General features: G+C 73.6%; 12 protein-coding genes and 1 pseudogene. 8 read left to right on the top strand and 5 right to left on the bottom strand.

All coding sequences use genetic code 11. The annotated features are described in order from the left end of the window. Positions 1-74 precede the first annotated feature (74 nt). From ureA to cimA, 5 genes are all read left to right on the top strand, one after another. A complete protein-coding gene (ureA, locus tag E2B92_RS25340; RefSeq protein WP_126885230.1) occupies positions 75-782 on the top strand; it encodes an urease subunit gamma in 708 nt (235 codons plus the stop codon). After that, positions 779-2,500: an urease subunit alpha gene (locus tag E2B92_RS25335; RefSeq protein ID WP_126885231.1), complete on the top strand. Its 1,722-nt coding sequence runs from the start codon at positions 779-781 to the stop codon at positions 2,498-2,500. Before ureA ends, E2B92_RS25335 begins: the two co-directional genes overlap by 4 nt. A 23-nt stretch (positions 2,501-2,523) precedes the next feature. Beyond that, complete coding sequence (locus E2B92_RS25330; protein ID WP_126885232.1) at positions 2,524-3,534, top strand: agmatine deiminase family protein; 1,011 nt, start codon at positions 2,524-2,526, stop codon at positions 3,532-3,534. 113 nt (positions 3,535-3,647) lie between these two features. Continuing rightward, complete coding sequence (locus E2B92_RS25325) at positions 3,648-4,187, top strand: TetR/AcrR family transcriptional regulator (protein ID WP_235023978.1); 540 nt, start codon at positions 3,648-3,650, stop codon at positions 4,185-4,187. A 361-nt stretch (positions 4,188-4,548) separates the two neighbouring features. Next, complete coding sequence (cimA, locus tag E2B92_RS25320) at positions 4,549-6,186, top strand: citramalate synthase (protein WP_126885233.1); 1,638 nt, start codon at positions 4,549-4,551, stop codon at positions 6,184-6,186. 31 nt (positions 6,187-6,217) lie between these two features. On the opposite strand, the gene E2B92_RS25315 is transcribed toward cimA, so the two are convergent. The 3 genes from E2B92_RS25315 to E2B92_RS25305 are packed head-to-tail and all read right to left on the bottom strand — an operon-like array spanning position 6,218 to position 8,699. Continuing rightward, positions 6,218-6,553: an STAS domain-containing protein gene (locus tag E2B92_RS25315; RefSeq protein WP_126885234.1), complete on the bottom strand. Its 336-nt coding sequence runs from the start codon at positions 6,551-6,553 to the stop codon at positions 6,218-6,220. Next, entirely contained in the window at positions 6,547-7,896 is a 1,350-nt protein-coding gene (locus E2B92_RS25310; protein ID WP_235023970.1) for a PP2C family protein-serine/threonine phosphatase, read from the bottom strand. Before E2B92_RS25310 ends, E2B92_RS25315 begins: the two co-directional genes overlap by 7 nt. After that, the gene (locus E2B92_RS25305; RefSeq protein ID WP_126885235.1) at positions 7,893-8,699 is read right to left on the bottom strand and encodes an alpha/beta fold hydrolase; all 807 of its coding nucleotides are present in this window, start codon (positions 8,697-8,699) and stop codon (positions 7,893-7,895) included. The genes E2B92_RS25310 and E2B92_RS25305 overlap by 4 nt, the downstream gene beginning before the upstream one ends. Positions 8,700-8,782: 83 nt before the next feature. On the opposite strand from E2B92_RS25305, the gene E2B92_RS25300 reads away from it, so the two are divergent. Further along, positions 8,783-10,132: a hypothetical protein gene (locus E2B92_RS25300; RefSeq protein WP_126885236.1), complete on the top strand. Its 1,350-nt coding sequence runs from the start codon at positions 8,783-8,785 to the stop codon at positions 10,130-10,132. A gap of 2 nt (positions 10,133-10,134) precedes the next feature. Then, positions 10,135-10,527, top strand: coding sequence for a nuclear transport factor 2 family protein (locus E2B92_RS25295; RefSeq protein WP_126885237.1), 393 nt, complete (start codon positions 10,135-10,137; stop codon positions 10,525-10,527). On the opposite strand, the gene E2B92_RS25290 is transcribed toward E2B92_RS25295, so the two are convergent. Beyond that, the gene (locus tag E2B92_RS25290) at positions 10,505-11,260 is read right to left on the bottom strand and encodes a transglutaminase domain-containing protein (protein WP_126885238.1); all 756 of its coding nucleotides are present in this window, start codon (positions 11,258-11,260) and stop codon (positions 10,505-10,507) included. The genes E2B92_RS25295 and E2B92_RS25290 overlap by 23 nt on opposite strands. Positions 11,261-11,503: 243 nt before the next feature. Between E2B92_RS25290 and E2B92_RS25285 the strand changes: the two genes are divergently transcribed. Next, a complete protein-coding gene (locus tag E2B92_RS25285) occupies positions 11,504-12,724 on the top strand; it encodes an acyltransferase family protein (RefSeq protein ID WP_235023969.1) in 1,221 nt (406 codons plus the stop codon). On the opposite strand, the pseudogene E2B92_RS33520 reads toward E2B92_RS25285, so the two are convergent. After that, positions 12,652-13,893, bottom strand: a pseudogene (locus tag E2B92_RS33520) (CHAT domain-containing protein); the annotation flags it as partial. The gene E2B92_RS25285 and the pseudogene E2B92_RS33520 overlap by 73 nt on opposite strands. Positions 13,894-14,481: the final 588 nt, after the last annotated feature.

Below are 14,481 nucleotides of genomic sequence, written 5' to 3'. Positions count from 1 at the left end.
TGGGGCTCACGTCAATGGTTTCCCTCGCGGAATCCTGTGGTTAGAGTGGTGCTCAAACAGGAAGGTGTGGTGACGTGCGACTGACCCCCACGGAACGCGACCGGCTGCTGATCTTCGGCGCCGCCGAGCTCGCCCGGGCCCGCCGGGCCCGTGGTCTGCGGCTCAATGTCCCCGAGGCGACCGCCCTCATCGCGGACACGGTCTGCGAGGCCGCCCGCGACGGACGGCGGCTCGCCGAGGCGATCGAAGCCGCCCGCTCGGTGCTCGGCCCCGACGACGTCCTGCCGGGCGTCGCGGACGTGGTGACCGAGGTCCACGTGGAGGCCGTCTTCGACGACGGCTCCCGGCTCGCGGTGGTCAGCGACCCCATCGGCGGAGGAAGCCAGGAGGGCGACGCCCCCGGCGCACTGCTGCCGGGACCGGAGCACTCCGACCCCGAGCCCGTGGTGCGGCTGCGCGTCACCAACACCGCGAGCGTGCCGGTCTCCGTGACCTCGCACTTCCACTTCTTCGAGGCCAACCCGCGGCTCGACTTCGCGCGCGCCGCCGCCTACGGCATGCGGCTCGCCGTCCCCGCCGGATCGTCCGTGCGCTTCGGACCCGGCGAGAGCGAGGAGGTCGGCCTGGTCCCCATCGGCGGCGACCGCATCGCGATCGGCTTCGCCGGACTGGTCGACGGACCGCTGGACGCCCCGGGCGCCCGCGAGGAAGCACTGCGCCGCGCCGCCGCCTGCGGCTACCTCGGCGTACCGGACACGACTGAGCAGGAGGCCGGACGATGAGCCGCCCCGGAGGCCACCCCGCCGAAGCGCGCCGCCTCACCCCCTACGAGTACGCCGCCACCCACGGCCCCCGCGCCGGCGACCGCGTCCGCCTCGGCGACTCGGGCCTCACGGTCCGGGTCGAGTCGGACGCCCAGAAGCCCGGCGACGAGTTCCTCGCCGGCTTCGGCAAGACCGCCCGCGACGGACTGCACCTCAAGGCCGCCGCCGTCCGCGACACCTGCGACGTCGTGATCAGCAACGTCCTCGTCATCGACGCCGTCCAGGGCATCCGCAAGGTGTCCATCGGCATCCGCGAGGGCCGCATCCACGCCATCGGCCGGGCCGGCAACCCCGACACCCTGGACGGCGTCGACGTGGTCGTCGGCACGGGCACCTCGATCGTCTCCGGCGAGGGCCTCATCGCCACCGCCGGCGCCGTCGACACCCACGTCCACCTGCTGTCGCCGCGCATCATGGAGGCCTCGCTCGCCTCCGGCGTCACCACGATCATCGGCCAGGAGTTCGGCCCCGTGTGGGGCGTCGGCGTCAACTCCCCATGGGCGCTGCGCCACGCCTTCAACGCCTTCGACGCCTGGCCGGTCAACATCGGCTTTCTCGGCCGCGGCTCCTCCTCCCACGACGCCCCGCTGGTCGAGGCGCTCGCCGAGGGCGGCGCCTCCGGCTTCAAGGTCCACGAGGACATGGGCGCCCACACCCGGGCGCTGGACACCGCGCTGCGCGTCGCCGAGGAGTACGACGTCCAGGTCGCCCTGCACAGCGACGGCCTGAACGAGTGCCTGTCGGTCGAGGACACCCTCAAGGTGCTGGAGGGGCGCACGATCCACGCCTTCCACATCGAGGGCTGCGGCGGCGGCCACGTCCCCAACGTCCTGAAGATGGCGGGCGTCCCCAACGTCATCGGCTCCTCGACCAACCCCACCCTCCCCTTCGGGCGGGACGCGGTCGACGAGCACTACGGAATGATCGTCTCCGTACACGACCTGAAGACCGACCTGCCCGGCGACGCGGCCATGGCCCGCGACCGGATCAGGGCCGGGACGATGGGCGCGGAGGACGTCCTGCACGACCTCGGCGCGATCGGGATCACGTCGTCGGACGCGCAGGGCATGGGAAGGGCCGGCGAGACCGTACGCCGGACCTTCGCCATGGCCGGGAAGATGAAGGCCGAGCTGGGCCCCCTGGAGGGCGACGGGGACGGCGACGACAACGCCCGTGTCCTGCGCTACATGGCCAAGCTCACCATCAACCCGGCGATCGCCCACGGCCTCGCGCACGAGGTCGGCTCGATCGAGGCCGGCAAGCTCGCCGACATCGTGCTGTGGCGGCCGGAGTTCTTCGGCGCCAAGCCGCAGCTCGTGCTCAAGTCGGGCTTCCCCGCGTACGGGGTCGTGGGCGACCCGAACGCCGCCACCGACACCTGCGAACCGCTCGTCCTCGGGCCGCAGTTCGGCGCGTTCGGGGCGACGGCCGCCGACATCTCCGTCGCGTTCGTCTCCGGCGCCGCCGCCGCGGCGGGCAGCGACCTGATGCCCACCCGCCGCCGCCGCGTCGCCGTGCGCGGCACCCGCGGCATCGGCCCCCGCGACCTGCTCCTCAACTCCCGCATCGGCGAGGTGGCGGTCGACGGCCGCACCGGACTCGTCACCCTCGACGGCGACCCGGTCCGCTCCGACCCCGCCGACTCCGTCTCCCTCAACCGCCTCTACTTCCTGTGAAGACTTCCCGTAAGGACCACGCGATGTTCCGCATGCCCGCCGAGTGGGCCCCCCACGAGCGCACCTGGATGGCCTGGCCGGGGCCGAACCCGACCTTCACCAACGACGACGAGCTGCGCGAGGCCCGCGAGGCATGGGCGTCGGTCGCCCGCGCCGTACGCCGCTTCGAGCCGGTCACCGTGGTCCACGCCCCCGGCGACGAGGCGTCCGCCCGCGCACTGCTCGGCCCGGACATCGACCTGGTCGAGCGGGACCTCGACGACGCATGGATGCGCGACATCGGCCCCACCTTCGTCACCAACGGCTCCGAACTGGCCGCCGTCGACTGGGTGTTCAACGGCTGGGGCGCGGCCGACTGGGCGCGCTGGGAGCACGACTCCAAGATCGCCCGCCATGTGGCGGACATCGCCCAGGTGCCCGTGCACCCCTCCACGCTCGTCAACGAGGGCGGCGCCATCCACGTGGACGGCGAGGGGACGGTCCTGCTCACCGACACCGTCCAGCTCGGCCCCGAGCGCAACCCCGAGTGGACGCGCGAGCAGGTCGAGGCGGAGATCCACGACAAACTCGGCACCACCAAGGCGATCTGGCTGCCCCGCGGCCTGACCGGCGACTACGGCATGTACGGCACGCGCGGCCACGTCGACATCGTCGCCGCCTTCGCCCGCCCCGGCGTCGTCGTCGCCCACACCCAGCCCGACCCGTCCCACCCGGACCACGAGCTGTGCAAGGCCAACGTCGACCTGCTGCGCAAGCAGACCGACGCCAAGGGCCGCCGCCTGGAGGTCGTCGAGGTCCCGGCCCCCACCGTCCTCCAGGAGGACGGCGAGTGGGTCGACTACTCCTACATCAACCACTACATCTGCAACGGCGGCGTGGTGCTCTGCTCCTTCGACGACCCGCGCGACGAGATCGCCGCCGGCATCTTCCGCCGCCTCTTCCCCGACCGCACGGTCACGCTCGTCGACGCCCGGACGATCTTCGCGGGCGGCGGCGGCATCCACTGCATCACCCAGCAGCAGCCGAAGGTCTGACACCGGGTGCCGGAACGATCGGGTACAACGTACGAGTGAACGAACCCCGTACGACACCGGCCGCACGGCGGCGCAACACCGCGCCGCCCCGGGAAGAGGTGCTCGCCGCCGCCATGGCCACCATCGCCGAGCGCGGGCTCGACGGGCTGACCATGGCGGGGCTCGGCCGTGAGGTCGGGATGAGCAGCGGGCACCTCCTCTACTACTTCCGCACCAAGGACGAACTGCTGCTGCGGACCCTGGAGTGGAGCGAGGGCCGCCTCGGCGCCGAGCGCAGCGCGCTGCTGTCCCGCCCGGCGCCGGTACGCGAACGGCTCGACGCGTACGTCGACCTGTACGTGCCCGACGGCCCGCGCGACCCGCACTGGACGCTCTGGCTGGAGGTCTGGAACCGCTCGCAGAACGCGGACGCCGACGCCCGCGCCCGGCAGGCCGCCATCGAGGGGGCCTGGCACCGCGACCTGGTCGCGCTGCTCGCCGAGGGCATCTCGCGCGGCGAGCTGCGCCCCGTGGACCCCGACCGGTACGCCGCCCGCATGCGGGCGCTGCTCGACGGCTTCAGCGTTCACGTGGCGGTCGGCATACCCGGCACCGGCCGCGCGGCCGTCCTCGCCCACGTACGGGAGTTCGTCGAGGACACCCTGGTCCCCTGACCGGGACCGCGGCGCGGGCCCCCGGCGCGGGGTCGCCGGCCCGGGCCACGGCCCGCCGGGCGGCCGCCCGCATCGTGAGACCCGGGTCCGGCGGTGCCCCCATCTGTGGCAGACTGCGACCGTGCTTGCTACCGCCATGATTATGGGCAGCAGCGCGCCGGTCCGCAGTGACCACTGAATCGCGGCAGAACCCCCGCGGCAGTGGACACCGAGTCCCAGACCCGCGCGCAGACCTCTCGCACCCGCGAGGGGTCTTTTCGTTTTCCGGCCCCACCCCGGCCGGCGACGGCGGCGCGCGAGAATGGGGGCAGGTGGAGCCAGCAGCAGTCCGGAGCCACATCCGACAGGAGCCAACACAGCCATGACCACGGAGACCGACAGTCTTCACCCCGTCGCCGCCGGTGCCGAGGCCGTCGACGACAGCTTCCACGTCTTCGACACCACGCTGCGCGACGGGGCCCAGCGCGAGGGCATCAACCTCACCGTCGCCGACAAGCTCACCATCGCCCGGCACCTGGACGACTTCGGCGTCGGCTTCATCGAGGGCGGCTGGCCCGGGGCGAACCCGCGCGACACGGAGTTCTTCGCCCGCGCCAAGCAGGAGATCCGCTTCCGGCACGCCAAGCTCGTCGCCTTCGGCGCCACCCGCCGGGCCGGTGCCACCGCCGCCGAGGACCCGCAGGTCAAGGCGCTCCTGGACTCCGGCGCCCCGGTCATCACGCTCGTCGCCAAGTCGCACGACCGGCACGTGGAACTCGCCCTGCGCACCACGCTCGACGAGAACATCGCCATGGTCCGCGACACCGTGACCCACCTGCGCGAACAGGGCCGCCGCGTCTTCGTCGACTGCGAGCACTTCTTCGACGGCTACCGGGCCAACCCGGAGTACGCCAAGGCCGTGGTCCGCGCCGCCCACGAGGCCGGCGCCGACGTCGTCATCCTGTGCGACACCAACGGCGGCATGCTCCCCGCCCAGGTCCACGCCGTGGTCTCCACCGTCCTCGCCGACACCGGCGCCCGCCTCGGCATCCACGCCCAGGACGACACCGGCTGCGCCGTCGCCAACACCCTCGCGGCCGTCGACGCGGGAGCCACGCACGTCCAGTGCACCGCCAACGGCTACGGCGAGCGCGTGGGCAACGCCAACCTCTTCCCGGTCGTCGCCGCCCTGGAGATCAAGTACGGCAGGAAGGTGCTCCCCGAGGGGGCCCTGAAGGAGATGACCCGCATCTCCCACGCCATCGCCGAGGTGGTCAACCTGACTCCCTCCACCCACCAGCCGTACGTGGGTGTCTCCGCCTTCGCCCACAAGGCGGGCCTGCACGCCTCCGCCATCAAGGTGGACCCGGACCTCTACCAGCACATCGACCCCGAGCGCGTCGGCAACACCATGCGGATGCTGGTCTCCGACATGGCCGGCCGCGCCTCCATCGAGCTCAAGGGCAAGGAGCTCGGCGTCGACCTGGGCGGCGACCGCGCCCTGGTCGCCCGGGTCGTCGAGCGCGTCAAGGAGCGGGAGCTCAAGGGGTACACCTACGAGGCCGCCGACGCCTCCTTCGAGCTGCTGCTGCGCGCCGAGGTCGAGGGGCGCGCCCGCCGCTACTTCCGCACCGAGTCGTGGCGCGCGATCGTCGAGGACCGCCCCGACGGCACCCACGCCAACGAGGCCACCGTCAAGCTGTGGGCCAAGGGCGAGCGGATCGTCGCCACCGCCGAGGGCAACGGCCCGGTCAACGCCCTGGACCTCGCGATGCGGGCCGGCCTGGAGCGGATCTACCCGCAGCTCGCCAAGCTGGAGCTGGTGGACTACAAGGTCCGCATCCTGGAGGGCAAGCACGGCACGCAGTCCACGACCCGCGTGCTGATCACCACCACCGACGGCGAGGGCGAGTGGTCGACGGTCGGCGTCGGCGAGAACGTCATCGCCGCCTCCTGGCAGGCGCTGGAGGACGCGTACACCTACGGTCTGCTGCGGGCGGGCGTCGACCCGGCCGAGTAGGAGGGACGCGCGGGGCGGCGCCGCGGCCGGTTCAGGCGCGGTCCGCCCCGGCCGGCTCCGCCGGTTCGATGGTGAAGACCTGGTCGAGCCCGACGATGCGCAGCACGCGGACCGTGGTCTCCGGCACCGCGGCCAGCGCGACGTCCGTCCGGGCCGCCACGGCGAGGTTGCGGGCGACGAGCAGGGCGGTGATGCCGCTGGAGTCGCAGAACCGGAGGCCGGCCAGGTTCAGCACGAGGCGCCGTCCGGGCGCCAGGGCCAGGCCCTCCAGGGTCTTGCGGAACTCGGGGACGGTGTGGAAGTCCAGGTCTCCGTGGACGTCCAGCACGGTGTCCGTGGCGGTGTGCCGTGTCGTGGTGTTCAGCATGGTGAAGGTGTCGGGTTCTCGGGGACGCGGGCGGGGACGCCCAGGGCGAGTATGGCGGTGTCGTCGTCGAGGCCGGTACCGAAACTCTCCAGCAGGTCGGTGAGCGCCTTGACGGTCGGCTCCGCGCCCGAGGGCGCCAGGGCGGTGACGTGGGCGAGGAGCTGTTCGTCACCGTACCTCCCGGCGGGGGTGCGGGCCTCGGTCAGGCCGTCGGTGTACAGCACCAGGGTGTCGCCGGGCGCCAGCCGGGTGCGGGCGACGGCGATCTGCGGCGACGGCAGGATGCCGATGAGGACACCGCCGGGGGTGGGGACGTACGCGGCGGTGCCGTCGCCCCGCAGCAGCAGCGCGGGCGGGTGCCCGCCGCCGGCGAGGGTGATGTCGAAGCCGGCCCCGTCCGGGCCCGACGCCTCGAGGAGCCCGAAGACCACCGTGCAGTAGCGCGGGTCGTCACCCGCGTACCGCTCGTACAGGACCGCGTTCAGGGTGTGCAGGACGGCCTCGGGGTCGGGGTCGTTCATCGCCGCGGCGCGCAGGGTGTAGCGGGCCAGCGACGTGGCGGCGGCCGCCTCGGGCCCCTTGCCGCACACGTCGCCCAGGAAGAACGCCCACCGGCCCCCTCCCAGCGAGAACAGGTCGTAGAAGTCGCCGCCGAGGTGGTCGGGGGAGGCCGTGTGGTAGTGGGCGGCGGTCTCCAGGCCCGACACGTGGGGCAGGGAAGGGGGCAGCAGGCTGCGCTGCAGGACGGCGACCACCTGGTGCAGGTGTTCGCGGCTCCGCTCCGCCTCCCGGTGCGCCTCCTCGGCGGCGCGGCGGGCACGGAGGAGTTCCTGCTCGTAGGAGCGGCGGTCGCGGGCGTCGGTCACGGTGGTGCGGATCAGCAGCGGGGCCCCGCTGGGGTCGGTCCTGACCACGGAGGTGACCAGCACGGGCAGCCGGGCGCCGTCCGCCGCCTTCAGCTCCATCGCGACCCCGTGGACCTCTCCCTGCATGTGCAGCAGGGGGGCGAAGTGGGTCTCGTGGTAGAGCTTGCCGCCGACCGTCAGCAGGTCGGCGAAGCGCCTGCGGCCGATCAGCTCCTCGCGGCGGTATCCGAGCCAGGACAGCAGGGTGCCGTTGACCTTGGCGAGGGTGCCGTTCATCAGGGTGGACAGGTAGCCGCACGGCGCGTTCTCGTACAGGTCCTCGGCGGAGTCCTCCAGCAGCGGGGCGAACGCGGCGGCCGACGCCCCGAGGCTGTCGGTGCTCTCCGGCGGCGCCGGGCCGACCGGCGTCCGCGCGGTGCCCGGCGCGTCCGGGACCACCCGGGCCGGGGGCGGCGGGTCCATTGCCGACCGGGTCATCGTCCCTCGTCCTCCAGGAAGGCGAGGATCGCCTCGGCGGTCGCCCCGGGCGCGCTGAGCTGGGGGCAGTGTCCCGTGGCGTCCAGGGTGACCAGACGGCTGCCGGGGATGGCGGCGTGCACGTAGGTGCCCACCTCGCGCGGCGCGATCACGTCCTCGGCGCACTCCACGACCAGCGTCGGCACGGCCACCGAGGCCAGGTCCTCCCGGCTGTCGCTCAGGAAGGTGGTGCGGGCGAAGACGCGGGCGATGTCCGGGTCGGTGCGGCAGAAGCTGTTGGTGAGCTCCTCGCCCAGCTCCGGGCGGTCGGGGTTGCCCATGATGACCGGGGCCATCGCTCCCGACCAGCCGAGATAGTTGGCCTCCAGGGACTCCAGCAGTTCGTCGATGTCCTCCTTGCTGAACCCGCCCCGGTAGCCGTCGTCGTCGATGTAGCAGGGCGAGGGCGTCAGCAGGACGAGCCTGCCGAACCGCTCCGGCTCCCTGGCGGCGGCCAGCACGCCGACCATCGCGCTCACCGAGTGGCCGACGAACACCGCGTCGCGCAGGTCCAGCTCACGGCAGACGTCGAGGACGTCCTCGGCGTACCCGTCCAGGGACGAGTACCGCTCTGCCGTCCATGCCGACAGGTCGGACTGCCCCGCGCCCACGTAGTCGAACAGCACCACGCGGAAACGCTCGGCCAGCGCGGGAGCCACCAGACGCCACATGTTCTGGTCGCAGCCGAACCCATGGGCGAGGACGAGGGTGGGGCCGTCGTGGCGACCGATGACCGAAACGTTGTTCCTGTGCCGGATGTCCATTCGCTCATCCTCCCACTCGCCCCGGTTCCATCTCCCCGCACGGTTATGCCCGCTTTACCCCCTTTTGGGGTAGCGTCGATGGTATGAGGACCAGGCCGTTCACCCTTATGACGGCCCTGTCCGCCGTGGCGGGGCTGACGCTGTTGCTGCTCCTGGCCCTGGCTCCCGGTGCGGGCGCCAGGGCCACGGGGCTCCAGGACGCGGCCGAGGCCCTGAAACAGGGCCCGGTCTACGTCCACCCCGCGGCCGCCGGCCAACTGCCCGAGGCAGAGGCCGACGCGCTCGCCGACAAGATCAAGGACGCCGACAAGCCGGTCTTCGTGGCGGTCCTGCCCGCCACGGCGGAGTTCCCCAAGGACGGCCTGCTCCAGAACCTCCGTACCCAGACCGGCATCACCGGCCTGTACGGCGTACGCCTCGGCGACGACTTCGCCGCGGGCGCCGACCGTGCCGTGATGTCCAACCAGGCCGTCCAGAACGTCGTCCAGTCCGTGCGCCAGCCCGGCGTGGACGCCACCACCGAGCTGAACAACTTCGTCGACCAGGCCCTGCCGCAGGTGCGCGGCGACGCCCCGGGCACCTGGTCCGGAGTGCCCGGCGACCGCGTCCCGGTCGCCGGACTGGTCGCGCTCGGCGCGCTGGCCGCCGCGGGCGGTGCCACCGCCCTCACCGTCAGCCGCAGGAGGCGCCTCCGCCGCGAGCAGGAGGAGCAGGAGGCCCTGGAGAAGCTGCGGGTCGTCGTCGACGAGGACATCACCGCGTACGGCGAGGAGCTCGACAGGCTGGACTTCCACCCCGCCGAGAAGGGCGCCGACGACGCGATGCGCGCCGACTACGAGCGCGCCCTCGACTCGTACGACAAGGCCAAGTCCCTGATGGGCCAGGCCAGGCACCCCCATGACGTACGGGGCGTGACCGAGGCCATCGAGGACGGCCGGTACGCCCTGGCCGTCCTGTCCGCCCGCCGCGAGGGCCGCCCGCTTCCCGAGCGGCGGGCACCCTGCTTCTTCGACCCGCGCCACGGCCCGGCCGCCACCGAGGTGGAATGGGCCCCGGCCGGTGGCGCGGCGCGCCAGGTGCCCGTCTGCGCTGCGGACGCCGCCCGGCTCGCGGAGGGCGAGGACCCCATGGCCCGTACGGTGGAGACACCGTACGGCCGGCGCCCCTACTGGGAGGCGGGCCCGGTGTACGGGCCCTGGGCCGGCGGGTACTTCGGCGGCGGCCTCCTGCCGGGCCTGCTGATGGGCACCATGCTCGGCTCGATGCTCGCCACCCCGGCGTACGCGGCGGAGTACGGCGGCGCCGGCTACGAGGGCGGCGACTACTCCGGCGGCGACTTCAGCGCCTCCGACTTCGGTGGCGGCGGCGACTTCGGTGGCGGGGACTTCGGTGGCGGAGGATTCGGCGGCGGCGACTTCGGCGGCGGGTTCTGAGGATGCCGCCCAAGGGGCCCGGCGACCCGGGCGACGAGCTGGCGGACGTCGTCGCCGACTGGGCGGCCGCCATCGTCGCGAACGACGCGGCCCGCATCGGCGCGTACATGGCCGACGACTGGGTCATCGTCTCCGCGTCGGGCGTCGCGACCCGCGACCACTTCCTGGCGCTCGTCGCGTCGGGGGAGCTGACCCACTCGGCGATGGAACCGGTCGGGGAGCCCCGGGTCCGGATCGACGGTGACACGGCGCTGTTCACCGGCCGGATCACCAACACGGCCCACCACCGGGGCGAGCGGTACGAGGCGGACGAGTGGACGACGGACGTGTTCCTGCGGCGCGACGGCCGCTGGCGGTGCGTCCTGACTCACGTCACGCCGGCGTCACCCGACTGAGCAGCGCCCCGCCGATCACCCGCGCCGGCGGGCACAGGGTCTGGCCGTGGGCGGCGAACAGCTCGTCGCGCGAGGTGAACCGCCCCAGGTCCCGGCGCACCATCGCCGACAGGTCGTACGCCGCGCAGCCGTCCGTACCGCACGCCGACGCCGAGCCGTCCCAGTCCACGGCGGTGGACGACAGCGCCTCGAACAGCGTCTGCGAACCCGAGTTGGTGAAGCCGGCCGGATTGCGGGCGCCGAGGACCCCGAGCGGCGCGTACAGCTCCGAGACGTTCACCCACCCGCCGTCGAGGCGGAACTCCGGCCACGCGAGGACCACCGCGTCCGGCACCAGCCGGCGCACGCGCGGAAAGCGGGGGTACCAGAACGAGCCGTCGACCAGCAGGCCGCGCACCCGCGTGGGCACCCCGGCCGCCCGGGCGACCGCCTCCAGGACCGCCAGCCGCTGACTGCACGACCCCCGGCGGCGCGCCAGGGTGCGCGAGGCGGGCTGGGCGTCGTTCATGGCGTAGACGGGCCGGACCCGCTCGCTGATGAGCCGGTGCGCGGAGAGCAGCAGCGCCCGCTGCCCCGCGTCCGGGGCGCCGTCGCGCGCGTCGGCCAGCAGCCGCTGGACGCGCGCGTGCCGCCAGTCCAGGATGCGCGTCGCGGACATGGACCCGGCGGTCCCGGACGCTCCCGCCCGGGGACGGCGGGGCCGCCACCACGGGGTCAGCACGGTGCTCGTCATGGCCGGATGCTACGGCACGGCTGCCGGAGACCGACCGGCCGGTGGCGGAACGTGACCGGGCGGGATCACCGGGGGACCGGCCTGCCCCGTACGCCGCCCGGGGCCGTGCCTCCGCGGCCCTGCGGCCCTGCGGCCAGCCCGTGCCTCCGCGGCCCTGCGGCCCCGCGCCCCGCCCGTGCCTCCGCAGCCCCGCGCCCCGCCCGCAGCCCCGCGGCCCCGCAGCCGAGCCCGCATAATCGCGGGATGCGTTCCGCCACCCCGCTGCCCTCCCCGCCCGGCAGGGACCGCCTCCCGTCCCTCACCGGGCTCCGCTTCTGGGCGGCCCTGCTGGTCGTCCTCTACCACCTGTCCCGGCAGGCCGGTGAGATCCCGGGGGTGAGCGATGCCGTCTGGTACGGCCGCAGCGGGGTGACCTTCTTCTTCGTCCTGTCCGGCTTCGTCCTGGCATGGACGTACGACGGCCGGCGCGTCCCGGCGAAGGTCTTCATGTGGCGGCGCTTCGCCCGCATCTGGCCGCTCCTGGCCGCCACGACCGCACTGTCGGTGGGCGCCTGGCTCGCGCTCGGCACGGAGGTCTCCGCGAAGGCCGTGGCGGCGTCCCTCCTCCTGGTCCACGCCTGGGCACCCGACCCGGTGATCCTCCGGGGCGGCAACCCGGCGGCCTGGTCGCTCAGCGACGAGGCGTGGTTCTACCTGATCTTCCCGCTGCTGATGGCGCTCCCGGCCGTACGCTCGCCGCGCGGACGCCGGTGGATCGCGGCCGTGTGCTGCGCGGGCGTGGTGCTGCTGTGGCTGAGCGGTTCCCTGTACGCGGACGCCTCCACGCGCGCGTGGGCCCTGGACTACCTGCCGCTCGCCCGGACGCTCCAGTTCCTCCTGGGCGTGGTGACCGGCCTGGCAGTGGCGCGCGGCTGGCGGCCCCCGGTCGGGCTGTGGCCCGCCGTCGCCCTGGTCCTCGGCTGGCACCTGGCCCTGGTGCCCTGGTCGGCGGCCGTCCCCGATTCCCTCTGGTACAGCCCGTACACCGCCTCCCAGTTGCTCGCCACGCCCCTGTTCGCCCTGCTGGTGGCCGCCGCCGCCCGGGCCGACCTGGACGGCCGCCCGACCGGCCTCGGCGGCGCATGGGCGGTACGGCTCGGCCACTGGTCGTACGCCTGGTACCTGATCCACGAGATCGTCATCCGTCTCCTGGTGGGCCGCACCGGTGACACGGTCACGACGTGGCTCCTGGTCCTCGCCCTGAGCCTGGCCCTGTCGGGGGCCGCCTACCAGTGGATCGAGCACCCACTGGAGCGGTGGCTGCGGAGGGCGGGCCCGGGGGTGGGTCACGCCCCCGCGTGCAGGTACCCGGCCCACAGTGACGGGGTGGCCGGGTACTCGTCCCGCAGCGCCAGGACCGACGTGCGCAGCGCGGCCGCCGAGCGGGCGCAGTCCAGCCCGCCGGCCGCCGACAAGGACATGTAGAAGCCCTTCGCCACCCGGGCCGAGATCATGTCGTCCACCTCCCACAACGTGCCCACCACATGCCGGAACCCGGCCAGTTGGAAGGCGCTCGTCAGGTGGATGGCCTCGTCCAGCAGGTCCGACGCGGCGGTGTACGTCGTCCGGCAGGCCGACAGGTACGCCAGCTCGGCCCGCTCCAGCGCCACGGAGGCGACCCCGGCGACCGTCAGCGCGCTCGTCCGGTGGTCCCACAGCAGCAGCCGGCTGCGCGAGGGGTCGCCCGCATCGGTGACCGCGTGGCACGCCAGGTGGATCACCCGGGCGTCGGCGAGCCCGGCCAGCACCGCCGCCCGCGTCGGAGGCCCGGCGACGACAGTCGTCGGCTCCGGCAGCAGTGCCGCCACCGCCGCCGCCTCTTCCGAGGCCCCGGCCAGCGGAGGGGCACCCGGGGTGCTCGGCATCGCGACGACCAGCGAGCGCCCCGGCCCGCCCCCGGCCGGCCGGGGGCGCCGGGCATGCCGGAGGGCACGGATCGTGGGCGTGTACGAGGAGACGACCCGGTCCAGGACCGTGCGGTCGCCGCCGCCGGCGGAGTCCGCGTGGTGCCCGGCGGCGTGCAGCGGCAGCGACCCCAGCAGGCCCCCGGGGGACCACCACACGCGGGGCGGCTCACCGTCCTGCCCGGAGCCCGGACCGATGTCGAGGGCCAGGAGGACCGGCTCCACCGCCACGTCCCACAGCCACCCCAGGATGCCGCTCAGCGTCCGCTGCGCCTCGCGCTGGGCACGCCAGCCGGTCCTCGGGTCGGCGACGACGGCGAGGGTGCGGTGGAAGAGGTCGGCCCGGGAGGTCAACTCGGCGTGCGTGAGGCGGGGCAGCGCCAGGTGCCGCACACCGCCACCGGTGACCAGGAGGGCGTCGCAGCGGGTCTCGTCGCAGTTGAACACCACGATCGGCCCTGCTTCGGCCGCAGCGAGGAGCGCCTCCGGCTCCGGTTGCCGGGCGAACGAGGCGAAACCCTCAAAGCCGCGGATCTCCTCGATCGTCGCGGTGAGTTCCGCGGCCGCGCGGGCGCGGTCCACGGGCCCGTCGCCCTCGCCGTCGAGGAGGTCACGCAGGCGGAGGAAGCGGTCGGCGTGGTCGGCATGGTGCCGCCGCAGGTCCGAGATGTCCCCGCGGGTGTCCAGCATCTGGCTCAGGAGGACCGCCCGGCCCTGTTCCAGGGTCTGGAGGGCGCTGCGGGCGGCATACGGCCGGAGGGGCAGGTATCGCGCTTCGGGGTGTCGCTGCTCACCCGCGTCGAGGGACGCGGCCGCGGTGAACGTGACCAGGGCGGAGAGGTCCTTCACCGCGTGCTGCTGATCGGCCCGCGCGATCCGGCGCGGGGCGACGAGCGGGATGAGCTCGACCGCGTGTTCCAGCAGATCGAGGGCCGACACCATGTCCAGCGGGTAAAGCGTGAGCGCGGCCGCCCAGGCCGAACGGATGCGCTGAGTGGCCGCGAGGACCTCGCTGTGGGCGGCCTTGGTGAGTCCGGCGACGGCCTCCACGACGCCGAAGGGAACCACGGTCCTGCCACGGAGTTCACTCAACATGCGGAAGATCTCGTCCGGTTCGGTCGCGTCGGCCTGTACCTTCTGGGCGATCCCGAGGTTGTGGTGGAAGAGGCCGAGGGCGGCGTGGTCGGGGGGAGCGAGGTCGACGACTCGTCGGCACAGTGTGACGAGTTCGTCCGCGTCGACGCGTTCGGGATGCCGCTGCTGCTCGTCGATCAGAGC

The organism is Streptomyces sp. WAC05374, from assembly GCF_004353505.1.
GTDB lineage: Bacteria > Actinomycetota > Actinomycetes > Streptomycetales > Streptomycetaceae > Streptomyces.
This window is presented reverse-complemented; position numbering and strand designations above follow the sequence as displayed.

Coding starts and splice junctions, on each gene's coding strand:
- E2B92_RS25335 (WP_126885231.1), top strand. CDS start 779: ATGAGCCGCCCCGGAGGCCACCCCGCCGAAGCGCGCCGCCTCACCCCC.
- E2B92_RS25330 (WP_126885232.1), top strand. CDS start 2,524: ATGTTCCGCATGCCCGCCGAGTGGGCCCCCCACGAGCGCACCTGGATG.
- E2B92_RS25325 (WP_235023978.1), top strand. CDS start 3,648: ATGGCCACCATCGCCGAGCGCGGGCTCGACGGGCTGACCATGGCGGGG.
- cimA (WP_126885233.1), top strand. CDS start 4,549: ATGACCACGGAGACCGACAGTCTTCACCCCGTCGCCGCCGGTGCCGAG.
- E2B92_RS25315 (WP_126885234.1), bottom strand. CDS start 6,553: ATGCTGAACACCACGACACGGCACACCGCCACGGACACCGTGCTGGAC.
- E2B92_RS25310 (WP_235023970.1), bottom strand. CDS start 7,896: ATGACCCGGTCGGCAATGGACCCGCCGCCCCCGGCCCGGGTGGTCCCG.
- E2B92_RS25305 (WP_126885235.1), bottom strand. CDS start 8,699: ATGGACATCCGGCACAGGAACAACGTTTCGGTCATCGGTCGCCACGAC.
- E2B92_RS25300 (WP_126885236.1), top strand. CDS start 8,783: ATGAGGACCAGGCCGTTCACCCTTATGACGGCCCTGTCCGCCGTGGCG.
- E2B92_RS25295 (WP_126885237.1), top strand. CDS start 10,135: ATGCCGCCCAAGGGGCCCGGCGACCCGGGCGACGAGCTGGCGGACGTC.
- E2B92_RS25290 (WP_126885238.1), bottom strand. CDS start 11,260: ATGACGAGCACCGTGCTGACCCCGTGGTGGCGGCCCCGCCGTCCCCGG.
- E2B92_RS25285 (WP_235023969.1), top strand. CDS start 11,504: ATGCGTTCCGCCACCCCGCTGCCCTCCCCGCCCGGCAGGGACCGCCTC.